Genomic DNA, 16,799 nt, shown 5'->3' with positions numbered 1-16,799 from the left:
TGAATGCGATGGGGCTATTTTTCCCTGAATGCGGCTGGCGCGGTAGCCGGGCTGGTGGTAAAACGGTTATACGTAGCACGTATAGGCAAAAGAAAAATGAAAAGACAGGAGCGTATAGATCGCATTGAGCTGATGCGCACCTATATTCGTATTATAGAGGCAGGGTCGCTCTCCGCCGCGGCGGGGCAGATGGAGACCACCCAGGCGACCGTCAGCCGCCGCCTGCAGTCCCTTGAAGGGCTGCTGGGAGTCAAGCTGATCCTGCGTACCACCCATGCGATGAAGCTCACTGACGATGGCGAACGCTGCTACCGTCACGCCCGCCAGCTGGTGGATGCCTGGCTGGCGCTGGAAGATGACCTGCGTATTGCCGACGATCGGCCGGTGGGGGTGCTGCGGGTGAGGGCGCCGCACGCTTTTGGCCAGCAGCAGCTGCTGGGGCCGCTGGTCGCCTTTCTCCAGCGCCACCCGCAACTGTCGGTGGAGTGGATGCTGAATGATAATACTGTCGACTTTCTCAGCGATAATATCGACTGCGCCATCCGCGTGGGGGCGGAGGTGGATCCGGCCACGGTCTCCGTGCTGCTGGCGGAAGTGCCGCGCTGCGTGGTGGCCTCCCCTGAACTGCTGGCGAAGTACCCGCCGTTAACCTCGCTGGAGGCGTTATCCGGCCTGCCGTGGATCGCCATTAACACCTTTTATCAGCATGAGGTGCGGCTCCGACATCAGGTCAGCGGGCAGCTCGTCTCCACGGCGATCACCCCCTGTCTGAGCACCGACAGCCTTTACGTCGCGCGTAACACTGCGCTGGCGGGGCTGGGGGTGGCGATGGTGTCCAGCTGGGCTGTGGCGGAGGATCTTGCTGCCGGAAGGTTGACAGAGCTGTTCCCGCAGTGGCGTCCCGCCTCGCTGCCGGTCCACCTGGTCTATCCCTGGGCGCGCTATTATCCGACGCGGCTGCGTAAATTCCTCGACCTGATGCGGGAGATCATGCCGGACCTCGCCGGCATGCAGCCTCCGCAAAGCGCATAAAAAAACCGGCCAGGAGGCCGGTTTTTTATTTAGCACGCTTACTCGACGGGCTGTGGGCGGGTCGGTTCAGCGGTGGCTTTATGGGTGGCGCTATGACCGCCGGCGGCGCCTTTGCCTTCAAAAGCGAATGGCGGGCGCACCCAGGTGCTGTGGCGCGGCGCTTCCGGGACATAGTCCGGCGCTGGCGCACGGGTCATTGGCGCGGTGGCATGGCGATGACCCGCCACCACTACCGGCTTGCTCACCGGAGGCTCGACTTTGACCGGCTCGACAGGCGCGGCTTCGACAACCGGTGCTTCAACTGCGGTTTCCGCCGCCGGCGCGATGGTTTCCACTGGCGCTTCAACGACAGGCGCCGTTTCCACCACTTCAGGTTCTACCACCACCGGCTCGGCGTCGAGCGTCGCTGGCGCGATAGCCTGAGGCGCTTCGACAGCCGGCGCTTCGGTGACCAGCTCCTGCGGCGCTGGCTCGACGGCTGCTGGCGCGATACCTTCCGCAGCATCAACCACCACCGGCTCGGCGGCTACGACCGGCTCGACGACCACAGGCTCGGCGGTAACCGGCTCCATGGTAGCCGGCTCGACGGTGACCGGGGCAGCGGTAACGGTTTCAACGACGGCAACCGGGGTCGCGACGGCCGCGACGGTTTCCACGAGGTTGTCGTTCTGAACCTGAACCTCTTCCGACTGCTGATCCTGCGGACGAACCACCGGGTAGCGGATCCAGACTTTACCGGAAGCCATCTCCGGCGATGCGCAGGCCACGGTCAGCGGCATTGGCGACTGGGTCGGATAGCGTTCGTCACGATAGCGACGACGACGCTGACCGCTGACGCGCAGGTGACGCGGGGAACGACGTGAGCGACGCGGCATACCGTTCGCTTCACGGGATTCGCCATTTTCGTCCTGGTCCGCCACGCTCTCCACTACTGCTGGCAGCTCGGCTTTCACCGGCTCGCTGCGCGGAGCGATAACTTCCGCCACTACGGCTTCTGGCACGATCTCGGCAACCTGCTCAACGACAGCGGACTCAACGCGTACTTTCTGTGCCAGCTGGCGCGGTTTACGACGCGGCAGGGTCTGCACACGCTCTTCCTGCTCCGTCTCCTGCGCTACCGGCTCTTCGCGAGTCTGCGCTTTGGCTTCCTGCTGCGCCTGACGTTTGTCGTCATTGCGGCGGCGGGTGCGTTCGCGGCGCGGCTGCTGCTCGTCACGGGATTTCGCTTTCTCCGCGTCGTCGCCTGAGGTCTGGCGAACATCACGGGCTTCCACATTCTGCGACGGCTTCTCACGACGGTTGCGACGGTTCTCTTCACGCGATTCGCGCGGTTCACGGCCCTCGGCATTGTCCGCACGAGTGTCACGATTGTCACGGTTATCGCGGTTGTCACGATTGTCGCGGTTTTCACGGCGGTCGTTGCGATCGCGGCGGTTGTTGGCGCGCGGTTTACGGCGCTCCTGCTGACGCTCCGGTTTTTCTTCCGCTTTCTTCTCGACCTTAACCTCAGCCGGTTTGGCCTCTTCGGCGCCAGAGAAGATATTCTTCAGCGCGCTGAAGAAGCGTGAGAGCAGGCCAGGCTGCGCCGGTGCGGTGGCCGCGACCGGTGCCGCTGCGGCGACAGGAGCGGCGACAGGCTCTTCAAGCATCGGGGCTGGCGGCGCGTCAGGCATGACAAAAGCGGCCAGGGCCGGCTGTTCCGGACGTTTCCGTTCTGCCGGCTCATCGTCGCCCGGCAGCGCCATCTCTTCTTCATGCAGCTTCGGCAGCAGGTAGCTCAGCGTTGAGGTCTCTTCACCTTTGCGCACGCGCAGGACGGAGTAGTGCGGCGTCTGCATTTCGTCGTTTGGCACGATAATAACGCGCACATCGCCCTGACGGGATTCGATAGCGCTCACCGCGGCACGTTTTTCGTTCAGCAGATAGGAGGCGATCGGTACCGGAACGATGGCGTGCACTTCTTTGGTGTTCTCTTTCAGCGCTTCTTCTTCGATCAGACGCAGAATAGAGAGCGACAGCGATTCGTTATCACGCACGGTGCCGGTGCCGGAGCAGCGCGGGCAGACGTGGTGGCTGGATTCGCCCAGCGACGGGCTCAGGCGCTGGCGGGACATCTCCAGCAGGCCGAAGCGCGAGATATGGCTGATCTGAATGCGCGCCCGGTCCTGACGGACGGCTTCGCGCAGACGGTTCTCCACAGCGCGCTGGTGGCGAACCGGAGTCATATCGATAAAGTCGATAACGATCAGGCCGCCGAGGTCGCGCAGACGCAGCTGGCGGGCAATCTCGTCAGCCGCTTCGAGGTTGGTGTTGAACGCCGTCTCTTCGATATCGCCGCCGCGGGTGGCGCGGGCGGAGTTGATATCGATCGCGGTCAGCGCTTCAGTGCTGTCGATGACGATAGAGCCACCGGACGGCAGACGCACTTCACGTTGGAAGGCGGATTCAATCTGGGATTCGATCTGGTAGTGGCTGAACAGCGGGATTTCACCGGTGTACAGTTTGATTTTGCTGCTGAAATCCGGACGACCCAGCGCGGCGATATGCTGGCGCGCCAGCTCGAGCACTTTCGGATTATCGATCAGGATTTCGCCGATATCCTGGCGCAGATAGTCACGGAAGGCGCGGACAATGACGTTGCTTTCCTGGTGGATAAGGAACGGCGCCGGACGGCTTTCCGCGGCTTTCTGAATCGCTTCCCAGTGTTTCAGACGGAAGCTCAGGTCCCACTGCAAGGCTTCGGCAGATTTGCCGACGCCAGCGGTGCGAACGATAAGGCCCATGCCGTCCGGAAGCTCCAGGCTCGCCAGCGCTTCTTTCAGTTCGGTACGGTCATCGCCCTCGATACGGCGTGAAATTCCCCCCGCGCGCGGGTTGTTCGGCATCAATACCAGATAGCTGCCCGCCAGGCTGATAAAGGTGGTGAGCGCAGCGCCTTTGTTGCCGCGTTCTTCTTTATCAATCTGCACGATAACTTCCTGACCTTCACGCAGTACGTCTTTGATATTAGGACGGCCGTGCGCATTGTAGTTGGCGGGGAAGTATTCGCGGGCGATTTCTTTGAGGGGGAGGAAACCATGACGCTCGGCGCCGTAATCAACAAACGCGGCTTCAAGGCTGGGTTCAATGCGGGTGATTTTGCCTTTGTAGATGTTCGCTTTTTTCTGTTCGTGCCCGGGGCTTTCGATATCCAGGTCGTACAGGCGCTGCCCATCAACAAGGGCGACGCGCAACTCTTCCTGCTGAGTTGCGTTGATTAACATTCTTTTCATCGTAACTTACTCATTATTCTTACATTGACGACTAAGCTGCGGGCAGAGTAATGCCTTTCCGGGGGAAAACCGATGGCCTCGTGTCTGGTTCACGTCGCCAACCTCACGGTTGTCGCGCGCTTAAGAGGCGCAGAGTGTCGGTCGCCTGTGTTTCAAACGGAAACACAGCGCAATTATTCAGGGGAACAGCCTGGGATGTATCACCAGAGAATATTCCATTTATACTCGTCGTCTTTCGCGTTGCAGGCATGATGGCTTAACCTGCTCACCTCGATCAGCGGATCCAGATGAGCTCCCGGGAGTCCCGGAGTTGACGCCTTCCTGCGACTTGAAATCCATAGAGCCTGTACCGGTAAGGACTGCAACCCGCAGCCCGCTAACTGTCTGAAAGATCACAACGTCTTACGCCATTGCTGCGTGGGCGATCGGTCAGACAAAACTGGTCATTCCGCTAATGTCTCGTTCTAACAAGATGCAATACGGAAAACGGTCTCATTATTCCATTGCTAACCTTGTTATAGCAAGTTGACTTTCACCTTTTATCACCCGGTTACTCACAGTTTTATCACCTGCCCATACAGATTGTTCTAATAACAAACAATATGGCGGTCAGGCAAACCGTGAAAACAGGATAATGATAAATATAAGCATATAAAAATGAGTGGCGCTAATGCGTCCGGCTATTTAGAATCGCGCACCATGAAAACTGAGACCCCAACCGTAAAAATGGTTGCCATTGCTGCTGATGAAGCGGGGCAACGTATCGACAACTTTTTGCGTACCCAATTGAAAGGCGTACCGAAGAGCATGATTTATCGCATCCTGCGTAAAGGCGAGGTGCGGGTGAATAAAAAACGCGTGAAGCCGGAGTATAAGCTGGAAGCGGGCGATGAAGTCCGTATCCCGCCGGTGCGTGTGGCGGAACGTGAAGAAGAGGCGGTATCGCCGCATCTGCAGAAAGTGGCGGCGCTCTCTGAGGTGATCCTCTATGAAGACGATCATATTCTGGTCCTCAATAAGCCATCCGGTACCGCGGTACATGGCGGCAGCGGCCTGAGCTTCGGCGTGATTGAAGGGCTGCGCGCCCTGCGCCCGGAGGCGCGCTTCCTTGAGCTGGTACATCGGCTCGACCGCGATACCTCTGGCGTGCTGCTGGTGGCGAAAAAGCGCTCGGCGCTGCGTTCGCTGCACGAGCAGCTGCGTGATAAAGGCATGCAGAAAGACTATCTGGCGCTGGTGCGCGGCCAGTGGCAGTCGCATACCAAAGTGGTGCAGGCCCCGCTGTTGAAGAACATTCTGCAGAGCGGCGAGAGAATCGTCCGCGTGAGTCAGGAAGGCAAGCCGTCAGAGACGCGCTTCAAAGTGGAAGAGCGTTATGAATTCGCCACTCTGGTGCGCTGCAGTCCGGTCACCGGACGCACGCATCAAATTCGCGTTCATACCCAGTATGCCGGCCATCCTATCGCCTTTGACGACCGCTATGGCGACCGCGAATTTGACAAGCAACTCTCTGGTACCGGCTTAAACCGCCTGTTCCTCCACGCTGCTGCGCTGAAGTTTACCCACCCAGGGAGCGGGGAGGTGATGCGCGTTGAGGCGCCGCTGGATAACCAGCTGAAGCACTGTCTACAGGTGCTACGGAAGAGCAAATAAGTGCAACGGCGGAATCAGTTCCGCCGTTTTTTTACCTCAGCCTAACAGCGGGTTGTAATTTTCGCGGCGCAGCATCTGACAGAGCGCGATCAAAGGTAAACCGACCAGCGTATTCGGATCGCGGCCTTCCAGCCGTTCGAACAGCGTAATACCTAACCCCTCGCTCTTAAAACTCCCGGCGCACTGCAGCGGGTTCTCTTTACGCACATAGCCTTCGATCTCTTTATCGCTGAGATGCCGGAAGTGGACGTCAAAGGGCTCGCATTCGGTTTGCAGATGACCGCTGGCGGAGTTGTACAGCGCGAGGCCGGTATAAAAGGTGATGATCGACCCGCTCGCCTTTCTCAACTGCCTGCGGGCATTTTCCTCGGTGTGCGGTTTGCCGGTGATCTCACCGTCCAATACGCAAACCTGATCGGAGCCTATAATAAGGTGATTGGGGTAGCGCGAAGCCAGGCTCTGCGCTTTGGCCTGCGCCAGCCGGGTAACAAGCTGACGCGCGGATTCTTCAGGGCGGGGCGTTTCGTCGACGTCAGGCGCCGCACATTCAAATGGTAACCCCAGTTTTTCCAGCAGCATGCGCCGCCAGGGAGAGGTTGACGCCAGGATAAGTTGAGACATATTTTTTCATCCACATATAGCGCTTCGCAGAGCATCATCTTAAACTATGCGCCGCAATGTGTGCGAATAAATGGCAAAAGGCAACCTGAGGCTGCCTTTTTCTTTGACTCTATGACATTACAAAGTTAATATGCGCGCCCTATGCAAAAGGTAAAATTACCCCTGACTCTTGATCCGGTACGCACGGCTCAAAAACGCCTTGATTACGAAGGCATCTATGCCCGCGATCAGGTTGAACGTGTAGCCGATTCTGTAGTCAGCGTGGACAGCGATGTGGAATGCAGCATGTCGTTCGCTATCGATAACCAGCGTCTCGCCGTTATTACAGGCGATGCGAAGGTGACGGTAACCCTCGAATGCCAGCGTTGCGGGAAACCGTTCTCCCATCACGTCCACACCACGTATTGTTTTAGCCCCGTCAGAAATGACGAACAGGCCGAAGCACTACCGGAAGCGTATGAGCCGATTGAGGTTAACGAATTCGGTGAAATCGACCTGCAGGCAATGGTCGAGGATGAAATTATCCTCTCCCTGCCCGTAGTTCCGGTGCATGATTCTGAACACTGTGAAGTGTCCGACGCGGACATGGTCTTTGGCGAACTGCCTGAAGAGGCACAAAAACCAAACCCATTTGCCGTATTAGCCAGCTTAAAGCGTAAGTAATTGAGGAGTAAGGTCCATGGCCGTACAACAGAATAAACCAACCCGTTCCAAACGTGGCATGCGTCGTTCCCATGACGCGCTGACCGCAGTCACCAGCCTGTCTGTAGACAAAACTTCTGGTGAGAAACACCTGCGTCACCACATCACTGCCGACGGTTTCTACCGCGGTCGCAAGGTTATCGCTAAGTAATCACGCGATACTCGCAGGATTTCCCGTTGCAGGCCATGGCGGGTTTGTACGTACCTGGGCACTCGGTTAACCCGATAACCAGAGGCGTCAATGCCCGGATTGTTGCGTCTGCAGCGTGAAAATTCGCGGGTGCCAGCGTGATGAAGCTTAGTGAGGACTCCCCGGGCAACTGGGGAATCACCGAACCGGGCAGCGACGATACCTTGACACGTCTAACCCTGGCGTTAGATGTCATGGGGGGCGATTTCGGCCCATCCGTGACAGTGCCTGCAGCACTGCAGGCACTGAACTCTAATTCGCAACTCACACTTCTTTTAGTCGGCGATCCCGACGCCATCACGCCATTACTCGCCAAAGCTGACTTCGAACAACGTTCGCGTCTGCAGATTATTCCTGCGCAGTCAGTTATTGCCAGTGATGCGCGACCCGCACAGGCTATCCGCAGCAGTCGCGGAAGCTCAATGCGCGTGGCGCTGGAGCTTGTGAAAGAAGGGCGGGCGGAAGCCTGCGTCAGCGCCGGCAACACCGGCGCGCTGATGGGCCTGGCGAAACTGCTGCTCAAACCGATTGAAGGTATTGAGCGGCCGGCGCTGGTGACGGTGCTGCCGCACCAGCAGAAGGGCAAAACCGTGGTGCTGGATCTCGGCGCCAACGTCGATTGCGACAGCACGATGCTGGTGCAGTTCGCGGTGATGGGGTCAGTGCTGGCGGAAGAGGTGGTTGGCATTGCCAATCCTCGCGTCGCCTTGCTGAACATCGGCGAAGAAGAGATGAAAGGCCTCAGCAGCATCCGCGATGCTGCCGCAGTGCTCAGAACGCTGCCTTCCCTCAACTACATCGGCTATCTTGAAGCCAATGAACTGTTGACCGGAAAAACCGATGTGCTGGTTTGTGATGGATTCACGGGCAACGTCACATTAAAAACCATGGAAGGTGTTGTCAGAATGTTCCTTTCACTGCTGAAATCTCAGGGAGAGGGCAAAAAACGGTCGTGGTGGCTGCTGTTACTAAAACGTTGGTTACAAAAAAGCCTGGCGAGGCGATTCAGTCACCTCAACCCCGACCAGTATAATGGCGCCTGTCTGTTAGGATTGCGCGGTTCCGTGATCAAGAGTCATGGTGCTGCCAATCAACGCGCCTTTAGCGTCGCGATAGAGCAGGCAGTGCAGGCGGTGCAGCGGCAAATTCCCCAACGGATCGCCGCGCGCCTGGAATCTTTATACCCAGCTGGTTTCGAGCTGCCGGAAAGCGACAGTGACGTGAACGCCCGACAGCAAAGCGGGACGAATGGACACCACTGACGCCGCGGCGGTTGAACGAGGCGGGTATATTACCCAAGAGTGACTGAGCGTACATGTATACGAAGATTATTGGTACCGGCAGCTATCTGCCCGAGCAAGTGCGTACAAACGCCGACCTGGAAAAAATGGTAGAGACCTCTGACGAGTGGATTGTCACCCGCACAGGTATCCGTGAGCGTCGTATTGCCGCAGCGCATGAAACAGTTGCTACGATGGGCTTTGAAGCCGCAAAGCAGGCGCTGGCGATGGCGGGCGTGTCCGCGGAGCAAATTGGTCTGATCATCGTTGCGACCACCTCCGGCACGCACGCGTTTCCGAGTTCGGCATGCCAGATTCAGTCTATGCTGGGCGTCAAGGGCTGCCCGGCGTTTGACGTCGCGGCCGCCTGCGCCGGTTTCACCTATGCGCTGAGCGTCGCCGATCAGTATGTCAAGAACGGCGCGGTGGACTATGCGCTGGTCGTCGGCGCTGATGTGCTGGCGCGCACCTGCGATCCGGCCGATCGCGGGACGATTATTATTTTCGGCGATGGCGCCGGGGCGGTGGTGCTGGGCGCCTCCGAAGAGCCTGGCATTATCTCGACGCATCTGCATGCTGACGGTAGCTATGGCGAACTGCTGACCCTGCCGAACGCCGATCGCGTCGATCCGGAAAATCCGATCTATCTGACGATGGCCGGCAATGAAGTCTTCAAAGTGGCGGTCACCGAGTTAGCGCACATCGTTGATGAGACGCTGGCCGCGAATAATCTCGAACGTTCAGCGCTGGACTGGCTGGTGCCGCACCAGGCAAACCTGCGGATCATCAGCGCGACGGCGAAGAAACTGGGCATGTCGATGGATAACGTCGTAGTGACCCTCGACCGCCATGGCAACACCTCCGCGGCGTCAGTCCCTTGCGCGCTGGATGAGGCCGTCCGCGATGGCCGCATTCAACGTGGGCAGCTGATTTTGCTGGAAGCCTTTGGTGGCGGTTTCACCTGGGGTTCCGCGCTGGTTCGTTTTTAGTATAAGGATTTAAACATGACGCAATTTGCTTTTGTGTTCCCGGGACAGGGCTCGCAGGCCGTAGGCATGCTGGCCGATATGGCGGCGACCTGGCCGGTCATTGAAGAGACCTTCGGTGAAGCTTCCGCAGCGTTGGGTTACGATCTGTGGGCGCTGACGCAACAGGGCCCGGCAGAAGAACTGAATAAGACCTGGCAGACCCAGCCAGCGCTGCTGACCGCCTCCGTGGCGCTGTACCGCGTCTGGCAGCAGCAGGGCGGCAAAGCGCCGGCGCTGCTGGCTGGCCACAGCCTCGGCGAATACTCCGCGCTGGTTTGCGCGGGCGTTATCGCTTTCGCTGATGCCGTTCGCCTGGTTGAACTGCGCGGCAAATTCATGCAGGAAGCTGTACCGGAAGGTACTGGCGCCATGTCAGCGATTATCGGTCTGGACGACGCGGCTATTGCCAAAGCCTGTGAAGAATCGGCCGAAGGGCAGGTCGTCTCTCCGGTGAACTACAATTCCCCGGGCCAGGTGGTTATCGCCGGTCACAAAGAGGCCGTTGAACGCGCAGGCGCCGCCTGTAAGGCCGCGGGCGCTAAACGGGCGCTGCCGTTGCCGGTGAGCGTGCCGTCTCACTGTGCGCTGATGAAGCCAGCTGCGGAGAAACTGGCGCTTGAGCTGCAGAAAATCACCTTCAACGCGCCGACGATCCCGGTGGTAAATAACGTCGACGTGAAGTGCGAAACCGCGCCTGACGCCATTCGCGACGCGCTGGTACGCCAGCTGTATAGTCCGGTTCAGTGGACTAAAACCGTTGAGTTTATGGCTGCTCAGGGCGTAACGCATCTGTATGAGGTTGGCCCGGGTAAAGTCCTCACCGGCCTGACCAAACGTATTGTTGACACCCTGACCGCTTCCGCGCTTAACGAGCCGGCGGCGATGTCTGCGGCGCTTGAGCAATAAAAGAGGAAAACCATGAGTTTTGAAGGAAAAATCGCGCTGGTTACCGGTGCAAGCCGCGGTATTGGCCGCGCCATCGCTGAAACGCTCGTCGCCCGCGGCGCGAAAGTTATCGGTACTGCGACCAGCGAAAGCGGCGCGCAGGCGATCAGCGACTATTTAGGCGCCAACGGTAAAGGTCTGATGTTGAATGTGACCGACCCGGCATCTATTGAATCTGTTCTGGAAAATGTGCGCGCAGAGTTTGGCGAAGTGGATATCCTGGTGAATAATGCCGGGATCACTCGCGACAACCTGTTAATGCGCATGAAAGATGACGAGTGGAACGATATCATCGAAACCAACCTGTCATCGGTTTTCCGTCTGTCAAAAGCGGTAATGCGCGCTATGATGAAAAAGCGTCATGGACGTATTATCACTATCGGTTCTGTGGTTGGTACCATGGGAAATGCGGGTCAGGCCAACTACGCTGCGGCGAAAGCGGGTCTGATCGGCTTCAGTAAATCACTGGCGCGTGAAGTTGCGTCCCGCGGTATTACTGTAAACGTTGTTGCTCCGGGCTTTATTGAAACGGACATGACGCGTGCGCTGACCGATGAGCAGCGTGCGGGTACGCTGGCGGCAGTTCCTGCGGGGCGCCTTGGCACCCCAAATGAAATCGCCAGCGCGGTTGCATTTTTAGCCTCTGACGAAGCAAGTTACATCACTGGTGAAACCCTGCACGTCAACGGCGGAATGTACATGGTCTGACCGAGATTTGTGCAAAACGTTCAGGAACCGCGCACTTCGCACGGTTCTCTGTGCGGTTTTGTGCGAAAAGATTTGCGTTCTTAGGGCAAACGGCCTCAAAATAGCGCAAAATCGTGGTAAGACCTGCCGGGATTTAGTTGCAAATTTTTCAACATTTTATACACTACGAAAACCATCGCGAAAGCGAGTTTTGATAGGAAATTTAAGAGTATGAGCACTATCGAAGAACGCGTTAAGAAAATTATCGGCGAGCAGCTGGGCGTTAAGCAGGAAGAAGTTACCAACAATGCTTCCTTCGTTGAAGACCTGGGCGCTGATTCTCTTGACACCGTTGAGCTGGTAATGGCTCTGGAAGAAGAGTTTGATACTGAGATTCCGGACGAAGAAGCTGAGAAAATCACCACCGTTCAGGCTGCCATTGATTACATCAACGGCCACCAGGCGTAAGTGAACATCTCCAGGCGGTCATTCGACCGCCTGAGTTTTATCTTTATTTGTCCCACAAGAATCTATTTTCCCTCCCTGGAGGACAAACGTGTCTAAGCGTCGTGTAGTTGTGACCGGACTGGGCATGTTGTCTCCTGTCGGCAATACCGTAGAGTCTACCTGGAAAGCTCTCCTTGCCGGTCAGAGTGGCATCAGCCTGATCGACCATTTCGATACTAGCGCCTATGCAACGAAATTTGCTGGCTTAGTAAAGGATTTTAACTGTGATGACATCATCTCGCGCAAAGAGCAGCGCAAGATGGATGCCTTCATTCAATATGGAATTGTCGCTGGCGTTCAGGCCATGCAGGATTCTGGCCTTGAAGTGACGGAAGAGAATGCTACCCGTATTGGCGCCGCAATCGGCTCTGGTATTGGCGGTCTCGGCTTGATCGAAGAAAACCACAGTTCGCTGGTCAACGGCGGACCGCGTAAAATCAGCCCATTCTTCGTTCCCTCCACAATTGTTAACATGGTGGCCGGCCATCTGACCATCATGTTTGGTCTGCGTGGACCAAGTATCTCCATCGCGACCGCCTGTACTTCAGGCGTGCACAACATCGGTCAGGCTGCGCGCATCATCGCCTATGGCGATGCCGATGCGATGGTGGCAGGCGGTGCGGAAAAAGCCAGTACCCCGCTTGGCGTGGGCGGCTTTGGCGCAGCGCGGGCGCTCTCCACGCGCAATGACAACCCGCAGGCGGCAAGCCGTCCGTGGGATAAAGATCGCGACGGCTTCGTGCTGGGCGACGGCGCGGGCATGGTGGTGCTGGAAGAGTACGAGCACGCAAAAAAACGCGGCGCGAAAATCTACGCCGAGATCGTCGGCTTCGGCATGAGCAGCGATGCTTACCATATGACATCACCGCCGGAAGATGGCGCGGGCGCCGCGCTGGCGATGGTGAATGCCATTCGCGATGCGGGCATCGAACCGGGCCAGATCGGCTACGTCAATGCCCATGGCACCTCGACGCCGGCTGGCGATAAAGCGGAAGCGCAGGCGGTTAAGTCTGTCTTCGGCGATGCGGCGAGCCGCGTACTGGTGAGCTCCACCAAATCCATGACCGGGCATCTGCTGGGCGCGGCAGGGGCGGTAGAGTCGATTTACTCTATCCTGGCGCTGCGCGATCAGGCGGTTCCGCCGACGATCAACCTCGACAACCCGGATGAGGGCTGCGACCTCGACTTCGTTCCGCACGAAGCGCGTCAGGTTTCCGGTATGGAGTACACCCTGTGCAACTCCTTCGGCTTTGGCGGCACTAACGGTTCGCTGATCTTCAAAAAAGTGTGACAGGGCTTGCCCCGGTACTGCTTTAACAAAAGGCCCGATTGTCGGGCCTTTTTTATTCGGCTTTCTCCGCTTGTCCTCTGCTCCGTGTCCTGAGACACTCACCGACCAGTGAAAAGGAGTCCTTTATGTTCTTGATAAATGGCGTTGAACAGGACACGCTGGCGGCGAACGATCGCGCCGTCCAGTTTGGCGACGGTTGTTTTACCACTGCCCGTATACAGCATGGACAGGTTGCGTTACTGGACACCCATCTGCAGCGTTTGCAGACAACCTGCGAAAAATTACGCATCCCGTTTGACGACTGGCTGACGCTAAGCGACGAGATGCAGCGTCTGGCTCGACCGCACGCGCAGGGCGTGCTTAAGGTGACCCTTACCCGCGGCGTTGGGGGAAGGGGATACAGCACGGCGGGCTGTGCGTCGCCCACCCGTATTCTGAGCGTCTCTCCGCTTCCGGCGCACTACGCGCGCTGGCGGGAGGAGGGCATTACCCTGACCCGGAGCCCGGTGACCCTGGGGCGCAACCCCTGGCTGGCTGGCCTGAAGCATCTTAATCGTCTGGAGCAGGTGCTGATTCGCTCTCATCTTGAACAGACGGACGCCGATGAGGCGCTGGTCCTTGACAGTGACGGGTGGCTTACGGAATGCTGTGCCGCGAATTTATTCTGGCGTCAGGGACGGGATGTATTTACTCCGCGACTCGATTATGCCGGGGTCAACGGCATAATGCGGCAGCGCTGTATCGCGCAGCTGGCACCATCGACGTTTCGCGTTGTCGAAGTGATAGCGCGTCCCGAGGCGTTGCGGGAGGCCGATGAAGTGCTGATCTGCAATGCGCTGATGCCGCTGGTGCCGGTTCGTCGCTGGGATGAGACCGTCTGGTCCTCGCGCGAGCTTTACCATTTTTTAGCCCCTTTGTGTGAGCTGTCTGGTTAGTATGAAGAAAATGTTACGTTTTATCCTGTTGCTGGTGGTGCTGTTGGGCATCGCCGCGGCGGCAGGAATGTGGAAGGTACGCCAGCTGGCGGACAGCAAGCTGCTGATTAAAGAAGAGACCATCTTTACCCTCGAAGCCGGCACCGGCCGGCTGGCGCTGGGGCAGGATCTCTATCGCGAGAAGGTGATCAATCGCCCGCGCGTGTTCCAGTGGCTGCTGCGGATGGAGCCTGAGCTGTCTCACTTCAAGGCCGGGACCTATCGCCTCACGCCGCAAATGACGGTGCGCGAGATGCTGCAGCTGCTGGCCAGCGGCAAAGAGGCGCAGTTTCCGCTGCGCTTTGTCGAAGGCATGCGCGTCAGCGACTACCTTCGTCAGCTGCGCGATGCTCCCTACGTGAAGCACACGCTTGAAGACGATAGCTACGCGACGGTGGCTAAGGCGTTAGGTCTTGACCATGCCGACTGGGTGGAAGGCTGGTTCTGGCCGGACACCTGGATGTACACCGCCAATACTAGCGACATCGCCATCCTCAAGCGCGCGCATCAGAAAATGGTCACTGAAGTGGCGAAGATTTGGGAAGGACGGATGGATAATCTGCCCTATGCCGATCAGAATCAGCTGTTGACCATGGCCTCGATTATTGAGAAAGAGACCGCGGTGGCGGAAGAGCGCGATCGCGTCGCGTCGGTATTTATCAACCGCCTGCGCATCGGCATGCGCTTACAGACCGACCCAACGGTGATCTACGGGATGGGCGAAGGGTATAATGGAAAGTTAACGCGTAAGGATCTGGAGACGCCGACCGCGTACAATACCTATACCATCAGCGGCCTGCCGCCAGGCCCTATCGCGGTGCCGGGCGAAGCGTCGCTGAAGGCGGCCGCCCATCCGGCGAAAACACCATACCTCTATTTTGTCGCCGACGGGAAAGGGGGCCATACGTTTACCACAAACCTGGTCAGCCATAACCGCGCGGTGCAGGACTATCTGAAAGTACTTAAGGAAAAAAATGCGCAGTAACTATATCGTCATCGAGGGGCTGGAGGGCGCCGGGAAGACCACCGCACGTCAACTGGTGGTGGAGACGCTGCAGTCGGCAGGTATTCACGATATGGTGTTTACCCGTGAGCCGGGGGGCACAATCCTTGCTGAAAAACTGCGTAGCCTGGTGCTGGATATCCAGTCCACGGGCGATGAAGTGATTAACGATAAAGCGGAAGTGCTGATGTTTTACGCGGCGCGCGTCCAGCTGGTGGAGACGGTGATTAAGCCTGCTCTGGCTCGCGGCCAGTGGGTGATCGGCGATCGTCACGATCTCTCCACCCAGGCCTATCAGGGCGGCGGCAGGGGCATTGACCGCACGATGCTGGCGACGCTGCGCGACGCCGTTCTCGGCGATTTTCGTCCCGATTTGACGCTGTACCTCGACGTTACGCCGGAAGTGGGGCTGCAGCGCGCCCGCGCCCGCGGCGAACTGGATCGCATTGAGCAGGAGTCGATGAACTTCTTCAATCGTACCCGCGCGCGCTACCTTGAGCTGGCTGCGGCAGATCCTTCTATCCGCACGGTGGACGCGACGCAGCCGCTGGATGCCGTCGCGCGCGATATTCGCGCCACGATCGCCCAGTGGATGGCGGAGCAACACGCATGAAATGGTATCCGTGGCTGCGCCCCTCGTTCGAGCAACTGGTCGGTAGCTATCAGGCCGGACGTGGCCACCACGCCTTACTGTTACAGTCTCTGAGCGGGATGGGCGGCGAGGCGTTGATTTATGCGCTGTGCCGCTTCCTGATGTGCCGCCAGCCTGAAGGGCATAAAAGCTGCGGTCACTGCCACAGCTGCCAGCTGATGCAGGCCGGTACGCACCCCGATTACTATCCGCTGAGCCCTGAGAAAGGCAAGAGCGCGCTGGGTATTGACGCGGTGCGCGATGTCAACGACAAGCTCTATGAGCGCGCGCGCCTCGGTGGGGCGAAGGTGGTATGGATTAGCGATGCCGCCTTGCTGACCGATGCTGCCGCCAACGCGTTGCTGAAAACGCTGGAGGAGCCGCCGGAAAATACCTGGTTCTTCCTCGCCTGCGAGGAGCCGGCGCGTCTGCTGACCACCCTGCGCAGTCGCTGCCGCCTGCACCACCTGTCGCCGCCGACGGAATCTTATGCCCTGGCCTGGCTGGAGCGTGAGGTGAACCTGCCGCAGGAGGCGCTGCTGACCGCGTTACGTCTGTGCGCCAGCGCGCCGGCCGCCGCGCTCGAACTGCTTAAAGAGCCGCAGTGGACGGCGCGACAGCAGCTGTGTCAGGCGCTGGCGACCACACTGGCGAGCGGTGACTGGCTGGCGCTGCTGCCGATACTCAATCATGAACAGGCGGCGGTTCGCCTGCACTGGCTGGCATCGCTGCTGGTCGATGCGCAAAAACGACAGCAGGGAATTGCCCTGGTGAGTAACCCGGATGTCTGGCCGCTGCTGGAGCGGCTGGCGCACAGTCTGCCCGCCGCCCGGCTGCAGGCGATTGCCCATGACGTCTGTACCTGCCGCGAGCAATTGCTGAACGTCGTCGGCGTCAACCGCGAACTGCTGCTCACCGAGCGCCTGCTGCGCTGGGAACATTACCTGCAACCCGGGACGGTTTTACCCGTCTCCCACCTCTGA

General features: G+C 58.5%; 16 protein-coding genes. 14 read left to right on the top strand and 2 right to left on the bottom strand.

Annotation, left to right across the window (positions count from 1 at the left end; genetic code table 11):
- Positions 1-3: 3 nt before the first annotated feature.
- Positions 4-1,032 (top strand): LysR family transcriptional regulator, encoded by a 1,029-nt coding sequence (locus GT756_RS03040; protein ID WP_072140423.1) that lies wholly within the window; start codon positions 4-6, stop codon positions 1,030-1,032.
- A 38-nt stretch (positions 1,033-1,070) separates the two neighbouring features.
- Here GT756_RS03040 and rne read toward each other — a convergent pair whose 3' ends face one another.
- Positions 1,071-4,304 carry a ribonuclease E gene (gene rne, locus GT756_RS03035; protein WP_048323660.1) on the bottom strand — a complete coding sequence of 1,078 codons (3,234 nt, stop codon included), beginning with the start codon at positions 4,302-4,304 and terminating at the stop codon, positions 1,071-1,073.
- A gap of 699 nt (positions 4,305-5,003) precedes the next feature.
- On the opposite strand from rne, the gene rluC reads away from it, so the two are divergent.
- Complete coding sequence (gene rluC / locus GT756_RS03030; RefSeq protein ID WP_012542245.1) at positions 5,004-5,957, top strand: 23S rRNA pseudouridine(955/2504/2580) synthase RluC; 954 nt, start codon at positions 5,004-5,006, stop codon at positions 5,955-5,957.
- 36 nt (positions 5,958-5,993) lie between these two features.
- On the opposite strand, the gene GT756_RS03025 is transcribed toward rluC, so the two are convergent.
- Positions 5,994-6,578, bottom strand: coding sequence for a nucleoside triphosphate pyrophosphatase (locus GT756_RS03025; RefSeq protein WP_004204559.1), 585 nt, complete (start codon positions 6,576-6,578; stop codon positions 5,994-5,996).
- A gap of 141 nt (positions 6,579-6,719) precedes the next feature.
- On the opposite strand from GT756_RS03025, the gene yceD reads away from it, so the two are divergent.
- The 12 genes from yceD (at position 6,720) to holB (ending at position 16,799) form a co-directional block, all read left to right on the top strand.
- Complete coding sequence (gene yceD, locus GT756_RS03020; RefSeq protein ID WP_017900733.1) at positions 6,720-7,241, top strand: 23S rRNA accumulation protein YceD; 522 nt, start codon at positions 6,720-6,722, stop codon at positions 7,239-7,241.
- A 16-nt stretch (positions 7,242-7,257) separates the two neighbouring features.
- Positions 7,258-7,431 carry a 50S ribosomal protein L32 gene (gene rpmF, locus GT756_RS03015; protein ID WP_000290724.1) on the top strand — a complete coding sequence of 58 codons (174 nt, stop codon included), beginning with the start codon at positions 7,258-7,260 and terminating at the stop codon, positions 7,429-7,431.
- A 203-nt stretch (positions 7,432-7,634) separates the two neighbouring features.
- A complete protein-coding gene (gene plsX / locus GT756_RS03010; RefSeq protein WP_162544122.1) occupies positions 7,635-8,732 on the top strand; it encodes a phosphate acyltransferase PlsX in 1,098 nt (365 codons plus the stop codon).
- Positions 8,733-8,785: 53 nt separating this feature from the next.
- Positions 8,786-9,739: a beta-ketoacyl-ACP synthase III gene (locus GT756_RS03005; RefSeq protein WP_002899288.1), complete on the top strand. Its 954-nt coding sequence runs from the start codon at positions 8,786-8,788 to the stop codon at positions 9,737-9,739.
- A 15-nt stretch (positions 9,740-9,754) separates the two neighbouring features.
- Positions 9,755-10,684, top strand: a complete 930-nt coding sequence (fabD, locus tag GT756_RS03000; RefSeq protein ID WP_004204563.1) for an ACP S-malonyltransferase — start codon at positions 9,755-9,757, stop codon at positions 10,682-10,684.
- Positions 10,685-10,696: 12 nt separating this feature from the next.
- Positions 10,697-11,431: a 3-oxoacyl-ACP reductase FabG gene (gene fabG / locus GT756_RS02995; RefSeq protein ID WP_002899294.1), complete on the top strand. Its 735-nt coding sequence runs from the start codon at positions 10,697-10,699 to the stop codon at positions 11,429-11,431.
- A 210-nt stretch (positions 11,432-11,641) separates the two neighbouring features.
- Positions 11,642-11,878: an acyl carrier protein gene (acpP, locus tag GT756_RS02990; RefSeq protein WP_000103754.1), complete on the top strand. Its 237-nt coding sequence runs from the start codon at positions 11,642-11,644 to the stop codon at positions 11,876-11,878.
- A gap of 88 nt (positions 11,879-11,966) precedes the next feature.
- A complete protein-coding gene (gene fabF / locus GT756_RS02985; RefSeq protein WP_002900666.1) occupies positions 11,967-13,208 on the top strand; it encodes a beta-ketoacyl-ACP synthase II in 1,242 nt (413 codons plus the stop codon).
- A 125-nt stretch (positions 13,209-13,333) separates the two neighbouring features.
- Positions 13,334-14,143, top strand: a complete 810-nt coding sequence (gene pabC, locus GT756_RS02980; protein WP_064183056.1) for an aminodeoxychorismate lyase — start codon at positions 13,334-13,336, stop codon at positions 14,141-14,143.
- Between the two features lies 1 nt (position 14,144).
- The gene (yceG, locus tag GT756_RS02975) at positions 14,145-15,167 is read left to right on the top strand and encodes a cell division protein YceG (RefSeq protein WP_004204565.1); all 1,023 of its coding nucleotides are present in this window, start codon (positions 14,145-14,147) and stop codon (positions 15,165-15,167) included.
- Complete coding sequence (tmk, locus tag GT756_RS02970; RefSeq protein ID WP_048294475.1) at positions 15,157-15,798, top strand: dTMP kinase; 642 nt, start codon at positions 15,157-15,159, stop codon at positions 15,796-15,798. The genes yceG and tmk overlap by 11 nt, the downstream gene beginning before the upstream one ends.
- On the top strand, positions 15,795-16,799 hold the full coding sequence (holB, locus tag GT756_RS02965; RefSeq protein ID WP_160124551.1) for a DNA polymerase III subunit delta': 1,005 nt from the start codon (positions 15,795-15,797) through the stop codon (positions 16,797-16,799). The genes tmk and holB overlap by 4 nt, the downstream gene beginning before the upstream one ends.

Origin of the sequence: Klebsiella sp. Q2 (assembly GCF_009900705.1) — a bacterium.
In the GTDB taxonomy this organism is placed as follows: domain Bacteria; phylum Pseudomonadota; class Gammaproteobacteria; order Enterobacterales; family Enterobacteriaceae; genus Klebsiella; species Klebsiella quasipneumoniae.
This window is presented reverse-complemented; position numbering and strand designations above follow the sequence as displayed.